This is a genomic window from Limnobacter sp. SAORIC-690, from assembly GCF_002954425.1.
Taxonomy (GTDB): Bacteria; Pseudomonadota; Gammaproteobacteria; order Burkholderiales; family Burkholderiaceae_B; genus Limnobacter; species Limnobacter profundi.
Genome location: NZ_MQVZ01000001.1, coordinates 1,960,695 through 1,977,343 on the forward strand (window position 1 = coordinate 1,960,695; position 16,649 = coordinate 1,977,343).

Annotated in this window: 13 protein-coding genes and 1 pseudogene; 5 read left to right on the forward strand and 9 right to left on the reverse strand. The window is 53.7% G+C overall.

Annotation, left to right across the window (positions count from 1 at the left end):
- The 4 genes from BSZ31_RS09370 to BSZ31_RS09385 form a co-directional block, all read left to right on the forward strand.
- On the forward strand, positions 1 to 631 hold a 631-nt coding region (locus BSZ31_RS09370; protein ID WP_105028530.1), incomplete at its 5' end, for a flagellin.
- A gap of 182 nt (positions 632 to 813) precedes the next feature.
- The gene (locus BSZ31_RS09375; protein ID WP_105028531.1) at positions 814 to 1,521 is read left to right on the forward strand and encodes an ABC transporter permease; all 708 of its coding nucleotides are present in this window, start codon (positions 814 to 816) and stop codon (positions 1,519 to 1,521) included.
- Entirely contained in the window at positions 1,514 to 2,275 is a 762-nt protein-coding gene (locus tag BSZ31_RS09380; RefSeq protein WP_105028532.1) for an ATP-binding cassette domain-containing protein, read from the forward strand. The genes BSZ31_RS09375 and BSZ31_RS09380 overlap by 8 nt, the downstream gene beginning before the upstream one ends.
- 14 nt (positions 2,276 to 2,289) lie before the next feature.
- Positions 2,290 to 3,108, forward strand: coding sequence for a substrate-binding domain-containing protein (locus BSZ31_RS09385; protein WP_105028533.1), 819 nt, complete (start codon positions 2,290 to 2,292; stop codon positions 3,106 to 3,108).
- Between the two features lie 16 nt (positions 3,109 to 3,124).
- Here BSZ31_RS09385 and BSZ31_RS09390 read toward each other — a convergent pair whose 3' ends face one another.
- The 5 genes from BSZ31_RS09390 to aroQ form a co-directional block, all read right to left on the reverse strand.
- The gene (locus BSZ31_RS09390) at positions 3,125 to 4,024 is read right to left on the reverse strand and encodes a helix-turn-helix transcriptional regulator (RefSeq protein ID WP_105028534.1); all 900 of its coding nucleotides are present in this window, start codon (positions 4,022 to 4,024) and stop codon (positions 3,125 to 3,127) included.
- A complete protein-coding gene (locus tag BSZ31_RS09395) occupies positions 4,021 to 7,161 on the reverse strand; it encodes an efflux RND transporter permease subunit (RefSeq protein ID WP_105028535.1) in 3,141 nt (1,046 codons plus the stop codon). Before BSZ31_RS09395 ends, BSZ31_RS09390 begins: the two co-directional genes overlap by 4 nt.
- Entirely contained in the window at positions 7,158 to 8,345 is a 1,188-nt protein-coding gene (locus BSZ31_RS09400) for an efflux RND transporter periplasmic adaptor subunit (RefSeq protein WP_105028536.1), read from the reverse strand. Before BSZ31_RS09400 ends, BSZ31_RS09395 begins: the two co-directional genes overlap by 4 nt.
- Positions 8,342 to 9,754 (reverse strand): efflux transporter outer membrane subunit, encoded by a 1,413-nt coding sequence (locus BSZ31_RS09405; RefSeq protein ID WP_105028537.1) that lies wholly within the window; start codon positions 9,752 to 9,754, stop codon positions 8,342 to 8,344. Before BSZ31_RS09405 ends, BSZ31_RS09400 begins: the two co-directional genes overlap by 4 nt.
- Before the next feature lie 111 nt (positions 9,755 to 9,865).
- Positions 9,866 to 10,297, reverse strand: coding sequence for a type II 3-dehydroquinate dehydratase (aroQ, locus tag BSZ31_RS09410; protein ID WP_105028538.1), 432 nt, complete (start codon positions 10,295 to 10,297; stop codon positions 9,866 to 9,868).
- Between the two features lie 137 nt (positions 10,298 to 10,434).
- Between aroQ and BSZ31_RS09415 the strand changes: the two genes are divergently transcribed.
- Entirely contained in the window at positions 10,435 to 11,208 is a 774-nt protein-coding gene (locus BSZ31_RS09415) for a glutathione S-transferase N-terminal domain-containing protein (protein WP_105028539.1), read from the forward strand.
- A 496-nt stretch (positions 11,209 to 11,704) separates the two neighbouring features.
- On the opposite strand, the gene BSZ31_RS09420 is transcribed toward BSZ31_RS09415, so the two are convergent.
- The 4 genes and pseudogenes from BSZ31_RS09420 to BSZ31_RS09435 all read right to left on the reverse strand — a co-directional run bounded on the left by BSZ31_RS09420 (position 11,705) and on the right by BSZ31_RS09435 (position 16,649).
- Positions 11,705 to 12,829 carry a beta-ketoacyl-ACP synthase III gene (locus BSZ31_RS09420; RefSeq protein WP_105028540.1) on the reverse strand — a complete coding sequence of 375 codons (1,125 nt, stop codon included), beginning with the start codon at positions 12,827 to 12,829 and terminating at the stop codon, positions 11,705 to 11,707.
- 70 nt (positions 12,830 to 12,899) lie between these two features.
- A pseudogene (locus tag BSZ31_RS09425) lies at positions 12,900 to 14,316 on the reverse strand (UDP-glucose/GDP-mannose dehydrogenase family protein).
- A gap of 191 nt (positions 14,317 to 14,507) precedes the next feature.
- The gene (locus tag BSZ31_RS09430) at positions 14,508 to 14,732 is read right to left on the reverse strand and encodes a hypothetical protein (protein ID WP_105028541.1); all 225 of its coding nucleotides are present in this window, start codon (positions 14,730 to 14,732) and stop codon (positions 14,508 to 14,510) included.
- A 168-nt stretch (positions 14,733 to 14,900) separates the two neighbouring features.
- On the reverse strand, positions 14,901 to 16,649 hold the full coding sequence (locus BSZ31_RS09435) for a CHASE domain-containing protein (protein ID WP_168426920.1): 1,749 nt from the start codon (positions 16,647 to 16,649) through the stop codon (positions 14,901 to 14,903).

Below are 16,649 nucleotides of genomic sequence, written 5' to 3' on the forward strand. Positions count from 1 at the left end.
TGGCGCCATGGGCAAGATCAGCGACAACCTGCAGCGTATGCGTGAGTTGGCTGTTCAAGCCAAAAACGGCACCTTGAACCCCACCGACCGCGTGAACCTGAACCGTGAGTACACGGAGCTGGCCAACGAAGTGGACCGCATTACAACTGGCAGCACCTTCAACGGCAACAACCTGTTTGATGCCGCCAACCAAACATTAAGCTTCCAGGTGGGCACCGGCAACGCCGTTTCCGACACCCTGGAGCTAAACCTGACCGACGATGGCTTGAGCACGGGCAACGACCTGACCACCATCATGACCAACGGTGCAGCCGACATCCAAACCAACCTGGGCGACATCATTGATGTGGCCAATGCCACCACCGCGATCGACACGCTGGATGCATCAATTGACGCCATCACCGGTATTCGTGCCGTGGTAGGTGCGGGCCAAAGCCGACTGGAACAGGTGGCTGCCTTTGCCGATGTGTCCAGCACCAACCTGCAGGCCGCCCGTGGACGAATCATGGATGCTGACTTTGCCAAGGAAACGGCCAACCTGACCCGCTCGCAGATTCTGCAGCAGGCCGGCACCGCCATGCTCGCCCAGGCCAACCAGTTGCCCAACAACGTGCTGAGCCTGTTGCAGTAAGCCCTGAATTGACCAAGCACTGGCTGATCTGACTAGCATCGGATTAGCTGGTTTCGGCAGGGGACATTCCCGGATTCGGACCATTCGTCCTCTGCCTTTTTTCTCCCTGCTGGTGTTACTACCAATGACATCACGCGCATTTTGGCATTAAACTGCATTTATTCCGTAAAAAATGCATATAAATGCAAGATTTCTCGCAAGCCTTTGTTCAAGCCTTCACCCTGATTGGGCGAGCTGACCCCACTTTAATCGACATTATTGCATTGTCGCTTCAGGTCACGTTTACGGCCGTTTCCATCGCCTGCTTGCTGGGTTTTCCGATCGGTGCCGCTTTGGCAATTGGTCGGTTTCCGGGGCGAATGGTCTTGGTGGTTTTTCTGAATTCCCTTATGGGTTTGCCGCCCGTGGTGGTGGGCTTGGTGATTTATCTGTTTTTGTCTGCGGCCGGCCCTTTGGGCTTTCTTCAATTGCTGTACACCCCAACAGCCATGGTGATTGCGCAAGTGGTGCTGGTAACGCCAATCGTGGCGGCGCTGGCCCGGCAAGTCATTGAAGACCTGTATGGCGAATACGATGAAATGCTGCGCGCCATGAATGCCAGCCGCGTGCAAACCATTTGTACCTTGATTGTGGATGCGCGCTATTCGCTGTTGACCAGTGCCCTGGCAGGTTTGGGCCGTGCCCTGGCAGAGGTGGGCGCCGTGATTATTGTGGGCGGTAACATCGCCAATGTAACGCGGGTGATGACCACCACGATTGCACTGGAAACCTCCAAAGGAGAGCTCGCGCTGGCGCTGGGCCTGGGGATTATTTTGATCGCACTTTCGATTCTGATTAATGCAGGCCTCTTCTTGCTGAAAAACAGCGCGCAAAAGAGGGCCTATGCTTAAGATGAATAGCGATCTTGCTTTGCTGGCCCCGGCAAAACCGTTGTCAGCGCACTTGCCAATTCAGTTTGAAGGCGTTCACCTTTCATTTGGCAAACACAGTATTTTCAGCGATTTGAATCTGAGCATTGACGGGACAGGAATCACTGCGATCATGGGCCCCAACGGTGCAGGAAAAAGTCTGATTTTGCGATTGCTTGCAGACTTGATCAAGCCTAACAAAGGCTGCATACATTTCAATGGCTTGAATCAAGTACCCAACGAACAAATTGGATTTGTATTTCAACGCCCGGTGCTGCTGCGGCGTAGTGTGCAAGACAACCTGTTGCACGCACTTGCGATTGCTGGTGTGGCTCGAGGTCAACGGCCATTCCATGCTGATGCCTTGCTTGAGTTGGGGGGGATGCAACACTTGGCCAAGTCCCCCGCAAGGAAGCTCTCGGGCGGTGAACAGCAACGCCTCACCCTGTTGCGTGCTCTGGCGGCAAAGCCAGGATTGCTGGTTCTGGATGAGCCCAGCGCCAGCCTGGATCCCCAAGCCACAGCCTTGATTGAAAACATTGTTTTACGTGCCAGCCAGTGCGGCGTGAAAGTGATTGTGGTGACACATGATCAAGGCCAAGCCTCACGGCTTGCTGATGAGGTGATCTTTGTACACAAGGGCAGGGTTCATGCCATTCAAGCCACGGATGAATTTTTGAAAACCCCCGCCAGCCGAGAGGCGAAAGCTTACCTTGCCGGTGAACTGCTGATTTAAAACGAGGAGATAACATGACAAAAAGAATTCGATTGCTTGCCGCATTGTTGGCTACAGGCCTGTTTGTGCAAGCACAGGCTGCTGACAAGTTCATTGTGGTTCAATCCACCACATCCACCCAGAATTCGGGGCTGTTTGATCACCTGTTGCCTGTATTCAAAGCGGATACTGGCATTGAGGTTCGCGTTGTGGCGGTGGGCACCGGTCAGGCTTTGAAGAACGCGCAAAACTGCGACGGCGATGTGGTGCTGGTGCATGCCAAGGCTGCCGAAGAAAAGTTTGTGGCGGACGGTTTTGGTGTGAAGCGCTTTGACGTGATGTACAACGACTTTGTGGTGGTTGGCCCCGGCAATGACCCAGCAGGTGTGGCGGGCAGTAAGGAGGTGGTTAAGTCGTTCAAAACCATTGCTGACAAAAAGGCTTTGTTTGCCTCGCGTGGGGACGACAGCGGCACCCACAAGAAAGAACAGGAATTGTGGAAGGCGGCCAATGTGGATGTGAAAGCAGCCAGTGGCAAGTGGTACCGCGAGACTGGCTCAGGCATGGGGGCCACATTGAACACGGGTGTGGGCATGGGGGCGTATGTGTTGGCCGATCGTGCAAGTTGGATTGCATTTGGCAACAAAGGAAACTTCAAAATTGCGGTGGAAGGTGACCCTAGTTTGTTCAATCAATACGGGGTGATCGCAGTGAACCCAGCCAAGTGCCCCAATGTGAAAAGTGAGTTGGGCGATGCATTCGTGAACTGGTTGGTCTCCGCAAAGGGGCAGGCCACGATTGCCGGGTTTCAGCAAAACGGGCAGTCTTTGTTTTTTCCGAATGCTGGCAAATAACGCACCTCAGTAAACCTCAAGAGTTCCACACCACGGTGCCCAGTGCCGTGGTGTTGTAGCCTTCAAATTGTTGTGCTTTTTGCTTGAATGCACCGCTTTTGGTGAACTGAATGAGTGTTTGAAAAGGTGGTTCAAACCACGCTTTGCGGCACACCATCAAATCAAAATTTTCCTGTAGTGTGGGCACAAAGCCAAGGCCAAATTGCAGGGCCAGTGCTTGCAAACCGGGCGCCGCATCGGCTTTTCCACTGGCCACTGCAGCAATGGTGTCGTTTTCGGTTCGGCAGTTTTCCGAGATATTCAACGCGGCCAAATCAAGGCCGTGAGTGTGCAGCAGGTGCTCGAACAAAATCATGCCGCCTGCACCAGCCTGGCGTGTGGCAATTTTCAACGCAGGCAAATCAGCCACGCTGCTAATTTTCTTCGGATTGCCTTGCGGCACAATCAAACCCTGTTGCCGCTTGGCCCAATGCACCAATACCACATTGCTCGTTGCGAATCGGGCCTGCACGGCATGTGTATTCCAGGCGACTGTGTTGGAGGTGGTATTGACACCAAGTATGTGCAAGCCAGTGGCCACCGCACCCTTGTTTTCAAACACATCAAGCCCGCTCAAGCTGCCATCAAATTGCATGGCCAGCCCGCAACCCGATTCACGAATGGCCCATTCCAGAAGCGGGTCGTGGCTGCCTGCCACTACATTCAATCGCACATTGTTTTTGCTGACCGACAGAAATTCGCCCGTGCGTATCCAGTGCAAAAGCTCGGCTTTGGGAAACAGCAATTTGCCAGTGGCCTTCACGCAGGGAATTTCTTGAGCACTCACCAGGTCGTACAGCTTTCGCTCTTTGATGCGCAACAGTTCAGCCACTTCCTTGGTGGTTAAAAACTCGGTAGTGTCTGAACCTGAACTCATGTGGCGCGGGTTTCTTCCAGTTTCGTCAAATCAATTTCATCAGGCTCAAGGCCTGGGCTTGTGCCCATCAAGCGCCGAATATCATCGATCATCAGATACAGGCAAGGCACCAGCAACAGTGTAATGGCTGTGGCAAACAAAATACCGTAGCCCAGTGAAATGGCCATCGGGATCATGAATTTTGCCTGGCGTGAGGTTTCGAAAATCATGGGCGCCAGGCCGCCAAATGTCGAAATGGTGGTCAACATGATGGGCCGGAAACGCCGCACGCCTGAAGTACAAATGGCCTCGTATGGCGTCATGCCTTCGCGCACTTTTTCGTTGGCGTGGTCTACCATCACCAGTGAATCATTCACCACCACGCCGGCCAGCGCGAGAATACCCATCATGGACACGATACTGATGCTGTAGCCCATCAGCAAATGGCCCACAATCGCTCCGAAAATTCCGAACGGAATCGCCAACATGACGACAAACGGTTGCAGGTAGCTTTTGAATGGGATTGCCAGAAGCACATAAATGATCAACAAGGCCACCAGAAAACCTTTGCCCAAACCACCCAGGGCTTCCGAAAAATCTTGCTGGCGGCCGGCAAAGCTGTAGCTTAAGCCCGGGTAGTCGGCCATCAACTTCGGCATGAGATCTTGCACGGTGGCATTTTGCACCTGTTGTGCCTGGTTGCGCGGGTTCACATTGGCGGTTACCGAAATGGTTCGCCGCCCATCCCTTCGCGTGATGTTGGCAACCGCACGCGTATCGTCAAATTCCACCAGTGAATGCAGGGGTACCAGTGTTCCTTGTGGTGTGCGAATCAAGAGGTCTCGCACATCGGTTTGAGCTGAACGTTCTTTTTCAGGGCGCATCACCAGCACCTTGACTTCGTTGCGGCCACGTTGCTGGCGCAGCGCTTCAGAACCAAAAAATGCGGCGCGAACCTGTCGACCAATGTCGTTGGAACTCAGCCCCAAGCGGCGCGCTTCCTCTTTCAAAGTAAAGCTGAACTGTTCCTTGCCGTTCTGAAAGCCATCATCAATTTCGGACACCATGGGGTAGTTGGCCAGTTCACGCGCCAGTGCTTCGCTGGCCTGGCGCAGGGTGTCTACATTGCGGTGGCTAAGCTGCACCGTGAAAGCAGGTCCACTGCCGGGGCCGCCCGAGTCGGCCGCGAAGCGAATGGTTTCGACACCGGGAATATTGTCAACGTCGAGACGCCACTGGTCGGTAAATTCAGCGGTGGGTACTGGACGCACATCGGGCGGGGTCAGGTACGTTCGTACCGTAATATTGTTTTCATTCACGCTGGCGTAAATGCCGGTGCTTTGTTGTTCACCACCCGTGGCTTCTACGGTTTTCAGGGCGCTTTCAACAATGCGGTCGCGCACCAGGTTCACTTGTTCATTGGTGCTGCCCAGTGGCAATTGCGCCCGCACTTCAGATTGGTCTGCCTCCACTTGCGGAAACAGCTCGAAGCCCATGCGACCACTGACTGGCCAGCTGATCACCAGTACCATCAGGGCAATGCCTACACCCATGGACAGGTAACGGTATTCCACACACTTTTGAACAATCGGGGTATAGCGGCGTTCAATAAACTGGCTGAATCCTTTGGAGAATTTTTGTTGCCAGTTGTGAAATTTTCCTGTGCCTTCTTTGCTGTGCGCCAAGTGGGCTGGCAAAATGAAGATCGCTTCCATTAGCGACACCACAAACACCGTGCACACCACCAGCGGAATTACACCCCATATTTTTCCCAGAAAGCCTGGTACAAACAGCAAGGGTGCAAAGGCTGCAATATTGGTGAGGATACTGAAGGTGACTGGCATGGCCACATCGCGTGCGCCTTGAATAGAGGCGTCCAACATGCTCATGCCTTGTTGCCGGTATTCGTAAATATTTTCGCCCGCAACAATCGCGTCGTCCACCACAATGCCCAGCGCAATAATGAAGGCGAACATCGAGATCATGTTAAAGGTGACGCCGAACAGGGGCAGTATCAACATGGCACCGAGAAACGCGGTGGGAATTCCCATGCTGATCCAGAAGGCCAGCTTCCAGTCCAGGAAAATGGTGAGCAACACCATCACCAGTATCAAACCCATCACGGCATTTTTAGCCAGCAATTCCTGTCGCTGTTTGTAGGTGTCGGAACGATCGCTGACCACCGAAATTTCGATGCCCTCGGGCATCAAGGGGCGAATCCGTTCAAGTGCCTCCTGGGTGGCCTCCGAAATTCCGATTGGAGTTTGTTCACCGATGCGTGATACTGAAATTTCAATCGATGGTTTGCCATTGAAGGTGGCGTATTTGTCGATGTCCTGAAAGCCATCTCGCACGGTGGCAATGTCACCCAGTTTCAAGGGGGTACCGCTGACTGGCGACACGATCGGCAGCGCTGCAAACTCATTGGCGAAATCACGCCGCTCGGAAACACGCAACAGTATTTCGCCGCTTTGGGTTGAAATACTTCCGCCGGATACTTCAATCACATTGGCCCGAATATTGTCGGCAATGCCCTGCAGCGTTAAGCCATAGGCGTTTAGCCGGGCTTCTGGTACTTCAACGTGAATTTCCTGTTCGCGTGTTTCAGTCAAATCAACTTGTGTGATACCAGGGTTTTGCAGCAAGCCGTCGCGTACTTCTTCAGCCAGATTGCGCAGCGACAATTCATCGGTATCGCCGTGCACCACCAGTGTAACCACCCCACGTTTACGCGCAGTCAGCGACACATTCGGTACTTCGGCATCACCGGGGAAGGTGGTGATTCGATCGACCTCTTGCTTGATCCTGTCGTAAACAGCCTGCGCATCTTCCGATTCATCGATTTCAATGACCACACTGGCTGCGCCTTCATTGGCTGTGGAATTGACTTCAACGATCCCTTCAATGCTTGAAATGGCTTCTTCAATGGCCAACACTATGCCTTGTTCAACATCTTCGGGACTTGCGCCCGGGTAGGCCACAGACACCGTGACCAAATCCAGCTCGAATTCGGGGAACACTTCTTTGGTCATGTTCATGAATCCGAACACACCACCAATCAGGCACACCCACATCAGGATGTTGGCGGCCACGGTATTTTTGGTCATCCAGGCCAGTGGGCCTGAGCGGTCTACCCGGCGTCGGCTTGCAGCATTCATGGTTTGACCGCCGCAGGTGTCTCGTTCGTCCGAATGGCCATGCGGTTCACCGGTGACCCCAGGTTGGAAGTCACAATATTCTCGCCATTGTTCAAGCCACGATCAATCAACACATACTCGGCGGAACGGAAGGCGATATTGACGGGGCGAATATCAAGTTCACCGCCATCGTTGACCCACACGGTGTTGTCATGCACGGAGGAGGGCGCAAGTTTGAACACATTTTTCAGTTCAATACCATCAAAGCGAACTTTCACATACTGGGCCAGCAACAGTGGCTGCAGGTTCTTGTCGTTGCTCTTGTTTTGACTGCGGGGCACTTCGACCAATACTTGCGCTTGCCGTCCGTTGTCTTGCACGCTGGTTTGCAGGTTCAGCACCGTACCCTTGTGGCAACCGTCCTCTCGGCTGCTTGCATCGCTGACACACACGGTTGAGCCCGCCTGTTTGTCTTCAGGGAACTTGATCCATTTCAAATCAGCTTGCGGCACGGCCACACTGATCCAGTAGGCCTCGCTGCTGGCCAACACGCCAAGTGCGGTGGAGGCGCTGACTTGCGCGCCCACACTTGCTTCACGACTCACCACCACACCGTCGAAAGGTGCCCGCAAAATGGTACGCTCCAGGTTCACCTTGGCGCGCTCAACACCGGCCTGCGCAGACTGCACAGTGGCCTTGGCAGCTTCCAGTTGTGGTTTGCGCAAAATCAGCGCACGTTCACGTTCATCCACATTCAAACCCAATAATTCGAAGTCGGATTGCGCCACAACCTGGTTACCCAGCTCGGAGGTGAGCGTGGATTGTGCTTGTGCAAGTGCGGCTTGCGCCGTTTGTAATTCAATTCGGTAGTCGGTGTTGTCCAGCTGTACCAACACATCGCCCTTTTTGAAGGATGCACCCGGTACAAACTTCGGACCAATGCTTTGAACAGTGCCGCTCACCCGTGCCTGCAAAGTAATTTGTTGTTCGGGTTCAACCACGCCATAGCCCAGCAAGCTGACTGTGTAGTCTCCGGCTTTCACGGCTTCGGTGGTTACCAACCGTGCAACTTTTTCCGGCGGTTTGCGGCTGGCAGTGGGTGCCGTGGCCACCAGCAATTCAGACCCAACAACACCTATGGCAACGACCCCAACGGCCAGGCCAATTTGTACCCACTTGCGCTTGAAAAAAGATTGATCGCTCATGACTGCTCTGCTGCTGTAGATTGGGGAATGCTGCCGGACAGCGCCCTGTAAAGGGCAATCCGAAAGCCCACCAGTTGTTGTTGTGCGTTCACCAGGTTGCGCCTTAACTGGCTGGTGCTTTGTTGTGCATCCAGAATTGCCAGGTAGTCGACCGTGCCGTTGCGATAGCCTGCGAACAGCCGCTTCAAACTGAGTTCAGCCAGTTCGAGTTGCCTCTGAAAACTGTCCACGGCCTCGCGTTGCCGGGTTTCCTGAATCAGTGCATTGTCTACATCGGCCAGTGCATTGATTGCAGCGTCCTGGTATTGCGCCACGGCTTGGTCAAGCAATGCGCGTTGGCGTTCAACTTCCGCGGAGCGTGCGCCCCCGTCGAAAAGTGGTGCGACCAGATTGACGCTCAAATTGCGCACCCAGTTGTCAAACAGCAAATCGGAGTCCGGGGTTTGATCACTAAAGCTTGCGCGTAAACTGAGTTGCGGAAAGCGGTTGGCGATGGCGGCAGCCACACTGCGGTCGGTGGCCAGCACCTGCGACCAAGCCTGTTGCACATCGGGGCGTCGATTCAATAATTCAGCAGGAAAACCTGTTGCAGGCAAAGGGGGGAGAGCGGGTAGGCTCTCACGATTCAGGCTGATTTTGTTGGGGGGTTGGCCTACCAACAGCGCCAGGCTGTTGAGCAAGACATCGCGATTGGACAGGGCTTGAGCCAGGTTACCTTGGGCCGATTCAACCAGTTGTCTTTGTTGGAAAACGTCAGAGGCCACCGCACCGCCCTGACGGAATCGCAATTCAACCAATTTTAAATTGGTCTGAAAACTTTCCAGTTCCGTCTCGAACAGCCGCACGGTTTGGTCAGCCGCCACCCATTGGGACCAAGTGGTGGCAAGTTGACCCGCTATACTGATGCGGGCTGCATCCAGTTCATAGCGCGTCGCTTGAAGCTGCAATTCAGAGGCCTTGGCCGAGTTGCGAACCCGCGACCACAGATCAATTTCATAGCTTGCTACAAAAGAGGCCGAGGTAAACAACCCGCGATTGTTGGTCGCCTGCCCTTGTATGCTGGTGCCTTTCACAGTGTTTTCCTGTCGGCCTGCATTCAAGGTGAGCGAAGGGAAAAAACTGGCTTGTGCTGCGTCCAGGCTGGCTTGAGCCGCACGCAACCGGGCTTCAGTGGCCTCAAGGCTCAGGTTGTCGGCCTGTGCCTGCTGCATCAGTGTGTTGAGTTGTTCGCTTGCAAAACCCTTCCACCAGTCAGCTGGGGCCTGCACTGCATCCGGGCTGACCAAGGGTTTGAACGTTGCATTTTCAAACCGGCTGTCAATTTCTGGTTTTCTGGACTCAACAGTGGCGCAGGCCCCCAGCGACAGAGCCAAGGCAAGGGACAGCAGGGGTTTGAGGTGGTGCTTCATGGTGTCGTTTTTCTTGTTGAGTGCCCATCAGACCACAGTCTTGGGCTGTTTGTTCAGCTGTTAACTGATCTTTACAAAATTGAACCGAAAATCACCATGCCCCTGCTTTCCTTATTTCGAGGCCAGTTGCCGCAAGGCGTACACATACCCTTGCCAGCCCAGCCCGCAAATGACACCTTCAGCCAAGTCTGAAAAATAGCTGTTGTGTCGAAAGCTCTCGCGTTTGTAGATGTTGGACAGGTGCACTTCAATAAACGGAATGGCCACGCCGGCCAGTGCGTCGCGCAGCGCGACGCTGGTGTGGGTATAACCGGCCGGGTTGATCACAATGCCTGAGACATCTTCGGTTTTTGCCTTGTGAATACGGTCAATCAATGCACCCTCATGGTTGCTTTGAAAGGTCATCAACTCGAAACCATCGGTGAAGGCAATGTTCCTCAAGGCTTTTTCAATGTCAGCCAGGGTCATGTGTCCATAGATGCCGGGCTCGCGCGTGCCCAACAGGTTCAGGTTGGGACCGTTGATCAGCAGCAGTTTTTTCAAGTTTCTTCTCCGGTGCGGGTGTGTTTGAAAAAATAGTAACAAGCAATGCGGCGGGCTAGGGGGATTCGTCTACACTGCGGACACGTTCGCGCACAAAATAACGACAATTTCGAATAATTACAGGACAGAGGCAAGCCATGAACACCAACATCGACGCAATTTTCAACTTACTGGCAGGCACAGCACGCGGCTGGCGCGGCACCGGCATCACTGCCCGAGCCCGAAAAACGCCCGAAAAGCCATTGAAACTGTACGACATCGAAATCAGTCCGTTTTGCCGGTTGGTGCGGGAAGCGCTTTGCGAAATGGACCTGGACGTGATGATTTTGCCTTGCCCCGCAGGTGGCAAGCGTTTTCGCGACGAGGCTCGCCAATTGTTGCCCGGCACCAAGTTTCCAATGCTGGTGGATGACAACACCGGCGTGGTCATGAATGAATCAGCCGACATCATCGATTACCTGGCCAAAACCTACGAGAGCAAATTGAAAAGCCAGCAGGGCTTTGGACGCAAAGTGGCGGTGGGGACTTCGGCTTTGGCCAGCACCTTCCAGTACCGGATCGGCGGGTTTCAGGGCATGAAAGCCCGACCATCAAAAGCACCTGCTGAACCCTTGGTGCTTTACAGCTTTGAGAGTAGCCCATACTCCAAGCCTGTACGCGCGCGTTTGTGCGAACTGGAAATTCCATATCTGCTGAAGAACACGCCCAAGGGCGCCATGACGGACATGGGCCCGCCGGTTTTCCGCGACAAGCTGTTTAAGGCGCCACAAGGCACCACGCGCAACCGGGCTTGGTTGTCGGAGAACACTGGCAAGGTGCAGGTGCCTTATTTGATCGATCCGAACACGGGTGTGGCGATGTACGAGTCCAACGACATTTTGCGGTATCTGGACAAGACATACGGCGCTTGAACAGTTTGTTGCGCTGGCGAGAGTATGCTTGCAGTCGCTACGCTATCTCAGGTGCATACCCTCTCTCGCCAGAAAACCTGATTTTCCCTTTTTGATATTCACCCTGACTCACCTCGCTCGGCAAAAGGGCGGGCCGAGTCTCGGTGCCGGCCCTTGGCCGACCGTGGCGGGTGAATTCAAACGGGCAGGTTTTCTTGATCGGCGTTGCGAGGGCATTGCAACCTGAGCTAGCTTCGCAAATAGGCAGGTGACTTGCAGCGCGCACAAGCGTGGCGTAAAGCAAGGTTTGGGTGCTTCACCGCCTTGCCGGCTTTGCAAGGCTTCCCGGCGGCCTCGCAGCGCGGGGCGACTCCGAAAGGAGTCGATGCGAAGACGCTTACGCGTTTCGCATGCCCCAAGCCAGAGGCATCAAGCCGGATCTGAAGCCTTGCTTAGGCAAGGTGATGTGGGCACCCACACCGAAGCTTGGCCGCGCATGGGCCAGGGCATGCAGCGTTCAGGTCTTCCGAACCACCACGCTGCCAATTGAATAACCCGCGCCGAACGAGCAGATCACGCCCACATCGCCGCTGCCCAAATCATCTTTGTGGCGGTGAAACGCGATCACAGAACCCGCCGAGGCGGTATTGGCGAATTCATCAAGAATGACAGGTGCTTTGTCGGCCGTGAATTCACTGCTGCCCAGCAGTTTTTTGGCAATCAACTGGTTCATGGCCAGGTTGGCCTGGTGCAGCCAATAGCGGCGCACATCAGTGGCCGAACTCAAACCCAGACTTTGCAAATGGGTGCTCATGTGCTCGGCAGCCATGGGGCAGACTTCCTTGAACACTTTGCGGCCTTCCTGAATGAACAGCTTGTCACGCGCATTCGGATTAGCGTCTTCCGAGCGGTTCAGAAAACCAAAGTTGTTGCGAATGTTGTTCGAGAATTTGGTGGCCAATTTGGTGCCCAGTACTTCCCAACTGCCCGGTTTGGCATCCTCAAGGCGCTGCACGATTACAGCGGTGCACACATCACCAAAAATAAAGTGACAATCGCGGTCAAGCCAGGCCTGGTGGCCCGAGGTAATTTCCGGGTTCACCATCAACACCGCGCGGGCGGTGCCGCTGCGCACGGCGTTCACCGCCTGCTCAATCCCGAAGGTGGCAGAAGAACAGGCCACATTCATGTCGTAGCCGAAACCTTCAATGCCCAAGGCTTCCTGAATTTCAATGGCCATGGCCGGGTAGGCGCGTTGCATGTTTGATGCTGAGCAAATCACGGCGTCAATGTCTGCAGCAACAAGCCCTGCATCTTCCATGGCTTTGCGGCCTGCGTCCACGGCAATTTCCGCCATCATGGACAGCTCAGAATTCGGGCGTTCCTTGAAGTAGGGGTGAAGGCGGTCCGGGTTCAGAATGCCTTCCTTTTCCATCACGTAGCGCTGCTTGATGCCCGAAGCGCTTTCGATAAACGCTGAATTGGAAGGCTGCAGTGGTTCAAGTTCGCCGCTGGCAATCTCGGAAGCGTGTTCGGCATTGAACTTCGCCACATAGGCATTGAATGACTCCACCAATTCATCGTTGGTGATGGTTTGGCTGGGCACGAAAAGCCCCGTGCCGCTGATGGCTACCTTGATCATTGCGCTCGTCCTGGGTGGATGATGGTGTGTTCTGTCTCTTGCGCAATGATAAAGGCAAAGGCGTTAAATTTTAAGACGCCAAGCGCATTTGTTCTACCGATAAACCCTGATCCGCTGGCTCAGCCCTGCGGCCAATGCCTTCGTAAATCAGGCCATAATCCGCCAGCAGTGCGGGGTCATACAGGTTTCTACCGTCGAAAACCGCCTTTTGGCGAAGCGTGCGGCTCAACATTAAAAAGTCTGGGCTCTTGAACATGCGCCACTCGGTACACACTATCAGGGCATCCGCATTGAACAGGGTTTCTTCCTGGGTTTTTGCAATTTCGAATTCGCCCAGCAAGGGGCCGTCTTGCCGGAATGCGGCCAGGTCTTCTTCCATGGCGCGGCGAGCAGTTTCATTGGCCACCGGGTCAAAGGCCTGAACTTTGGCACCACGCAGCACCAGTTCGGCCGCGATGGTGCGGCTGCTGGCCTCGCGCATATCATCGGTTTCCGGCTTGAAGGCCAGCCCCCACATGGCAAAAGTCATGTTGCTGAGGTCTTCACCGAAGCGCTGAATGATTTTTTCAACCAGCACACGTTTTTGACGCTGGTTGCTGTGGTTCACCGCTCGAAGTATGGACAGGTTCTCGCCCGCTTCTTCGCCGGTCTGGATTAGTGCGCGGACATCCTTGGGGAAGCACGAGCCTCCGTAGCCGCAGCCTGCGTACAGAAAAGAGAAGCCAATGCGGGGATCCGAGCCGATGCCTGCGCGCACCTGTTCAATGTCAGCTCCAATTTTTTCAGCGAGGTTGGCCAGTTCGTTCATGAAGCTGATGCGGGTGGCCAGCATGGCGTTGGCGGCGTATTTGGTCAATTCAGCAGAACGAACATCCATGCACATCAGGCGCTCGTGGTGGCGCTGGAAGGGTGCATACAGCGACTTCATCATGCGCAAGGCGCGTTGCTGCGGGGGTGCTGTCGGTGCCCAGCACAATGCGGTCCGGGCGCAGAAAATCGTCAATCGCTGCACCTTCTTTCAAGAATTCAGGATTCGACACCACGGTGAAGGCGTGCAGGGTATTGCGTTGCACCAGCACGCGACGCACTTCATCGGCCACGCGCTCGCCAGTGCCCACAGGCACAGTCGATTTGTTGATGATCACCTTAAAGCCATTCATGTGCGTGGCGATTTGCTGGGCCACTTTGAGCACATGGCGCAGGTCAGCGCTGCCGTCTTCGCGGGGCGGCGTGCCCACACAAATGAAAATCAGCTCGGCATGGTTCACCGCGTCTTCAATTCGGGTGGTGAAATCCAGGCGTTGCTCGCGAATATTGCGTTCCAGCAGTTCATCCAGACCGGGTTCGTAAATCGGACTTTGGCCGTTTTTGAGTTGGGCAATTTTGGCTTCGTCAATGTCGCAACACAGAATTTTGTTGCCCACTTCGGCCAAACAGGCGGCTGTAACCAAGCCCACATACCCACTACCAATAATTGAAACGCGCATGTGCTTTGCTTTGATGAGTGATCAATGCGAGCAGTGTGTTGCGGCAGTGTTGCCAGCGTTTGACAGATTTAAGACTGGATTGTGACAGCGAGGGGAGAGGAATTGCGAGGAAATCGAGATTGTGGCGAGGGCGGCAGGGTTGCTTGCTGTGCTTTAAAGCAAAAACCCTTGCCGCGTCATCACCAAACTCATTATTGCAAAGTCAGTTTGTTGTCCTGACCGAAGCGGCGCATTTGGTGAACCACCGCCAAGGCAAGCTGACCTACAACCAGGCAACCAGCGGCCAGCAAATTCGGGCCTTCAAGGTTGGTGCCGTTGAGGTACTGAACACCAGCGTTGATTGTGAAGCCGGTGGTCAACATTGCCATGAACAACATGCCAGGAGTGCGAACTACGGAGTCGATAAAGTTTTTCATTTTGGTATCCCTTTTACTTTGGATGCGAAATCAGGGCTTTCGCTTTAACCCTGCAAACTGTGTTGTGTTTGCATGGTTAGTATTGTGTACAGTTGTGCACTTAAAATCAATAACTAAAGTTAGAGTTGTATTTCTATATTCTTAAGTTACTGATTTAAAATGTATAAATTAATTAACTTGTGTGTACGGTTTGTTGCTTTTTTCGAAACGTAATGCCCAAACCGATTCGCCAAGGTCTGGGTAGTTCAAAACAAATCCCCTGAAAAGCAGCGGTGTTTGTTCAATGTGCCCGGGAACCGGCCAGTTGAACAACACCTCAACCTTTCTGTTCTTGTAAAGGGGGTGCAGTACTTCCTGTTCAAACTCAACCAACACGTTGGGCGCCAGCAAATCGGTAATTTTCTGTCCAGTCAGGGTTGATTTCACATTCATTCCCTGCAATAACAACAGGGCTGCCGGGTTGGCCAGTTTTATCCGGCGTGATTCATCCAGTGTAATTACGCCATCGGGTGCGTGTGCGATCAGCTCTTCCAGTGAGTGCATGTCTTTCCAGAGCATGCGCGCTTCAGTCTCATCGCGGAATGACTTGCTGAAACCAATCAACTTTTTATCCCGGCTGTAGATCGGGGACAAATTCATACGCAGGTGAATTCGCTGCGCAGAATCATTCGTTCGCAGGGTTTGAATGTTTTTCAGTGTCTCCCCCTGCGCTGCGCGTTGGTGGAGTCGTTTTTCGGAGGAGCGTAGTTCTTCCGGCACTGTCAGGTTTTGTTCTTGATCGTACAGAACACTGGCCCGGTCCAGTCCGAATAACTCCTCTGCAGCGCGGTTCCACACCAGAATTCTTCCAAGAGAGTCCTCGGCAATCAGGGCTTCGGATGAGTTGTTTACCATGTGTTGATGCAAGGTCAGGGTGTCGTGAGTATCCATGGCCTTTTTCAGTTTGAATGCAGCAAAAACACTGAGTGAAATACCGAGCAAAATCCAGGCTAGGTAAACTGGATTGTGTCCGCTGCTTTTTGCCGGATTTACAGGCCAGTACTCCAGCCGCCAGCTGCGGTTGCCCAGTTGTACATCTCGCGTTACTGCTGTGTGTGGAAACAGGGAGACATTTTTTGGTTCAACATTGTCGAAAAAAAGCATCGGCTTGTCGGCTTCTTCGAGTACGAAAATTCGCACTTGTAAATCGGGCTCCTGTGCCATCCAGGGTTTCAGAAAGCGGTCGATTGAAATTGGAAAAGACACCCAACCCAGCAATTCCTTGTAGCGCACACCAAGATCACTCGATGGTATGGGCTTGTTGAACACTGGCATCAGCATCGTGAACCCCATACGCCCAACATCGGCGTTCTGAATCATGGTGATGGGCTTTGATACGGCCAGTCCGGCTCTTGAAAAGGCACTGAGGCAGTTTTCTCGACGAATGTTTTCGGAGCCCAAATCGAGACCCTGTGCCGAGTAGTTTTCCTTGGCTGGTTCAATGTACTGCATCACGAAACGGTCTTGCGAAGAGGGGCTGATAAAACGGATCTGAAAATCTTGCAGTCCTTTTGCCTGCATTTCCCGAAGAAATGCGGGCTCCTCTTTGAGGGGTACTTTCCGGGCAAATCCCAGACCAAGTGCGCCTGGAAAGTTTTGCTTTAGTTTCAGGCCAGTGACGTAGTCGCTAAATCGCGATGGCGTCAATTCTTCCTGGCCAAAGGCGGTGATGAATGTGGCGGTGTTCAAAAGGCTCAGCTTGTATTCATTCACGGTTCGCTGAAGTTCGTCCGTTCGCCTGTCCAGCAAGTGTTCAAAAGCAATACGCTGGTTTTCAAGGGCATTGTTTTGCAGGGTAATGCCGATTGCAGTGCTAAGGCCTGCGCCGAGCACACACACCACAACCGCGTAAACCCAGTTCCCGGAAAATTGTTTCAT

Coding starts and splice junctions, on each gene's coding strand:
- BSZ31_RS09415 (WP_105028539.1), top strand. CDS start 10,435: ATGAACACCAACATCGACGCAATTTTCAACTTACTGGCAGGCACAGCA.
- BSZ31_RS09390 (WP_105028534.1), bottom strand. CDS start 4,024: ATGAGTTCAGGTTCAGACACTACCGAGTTTTTAACCACCAAGGAAGTG.
- BSZ31_RS09385 (WP_105028533.1), top strand. CDS start 2,290: ATGACAAAAAGAATTCGATTGCTTGCCGCATTGTTGGCTACAGGCCTG.
- BSZ31_RS09430 (WP_105028541.1), bottom strand. CDS start 14,732: ATGAAAAACTTTATCGACTCCGTAGTTCGCACTCCTGGCATGTTGTTC.
- BSZ31_RS09400 (WP_105028536.1), bottom strand. CDS start 8,345: ATGAGCGATCAATCTTTTTTCAAGCGCAAGTGGGTACAAATTGGCCTG.
- BSZ31_RS09405 (WP_105028537.1), bottom strand. CDS start 9,754: ATGAAGCACCACCTCAAACCCCTGCTGTCCCTTGCCTTGGCTCTGTCG.
- BSZ31_RS09435 (WP_168426920.1), bottom strand. CDS start 16,649: ATGAAACAATTTTCCGGGAACTGGGTTTACGCGGTTGTGGTGTGTGTG.
- BSZ31_RS09395 (WP_105028535.1), bottom strand. CDS start 7,161: ATGAATGCTGCAAGCCGACGCCGGGTAGACCGCTCAGGCCCACTGGCC.
- BSZ31_RS09380 (WP_105028532.1), top strand. CDS start 1,514: ATGCTTAAGATGAATAGCGATCTTGCTTTGCTGGCCCCGGCAAAACCG.
- BSZ31_RS09375 (WP_105028531.1), top strand. CDS start 814: ATGCAAGATTTCTCGCAAGCCTTTGTTCAAGCCTTCACCCTGATTGGG.
- BSZ31_RS09420 (WP_105028540.1), bottom strand. CDS start 12,829: ATGATCAAGGTAGCCATCAGCGGCACGGGGCTTTTCGTGCCCAGCCAA.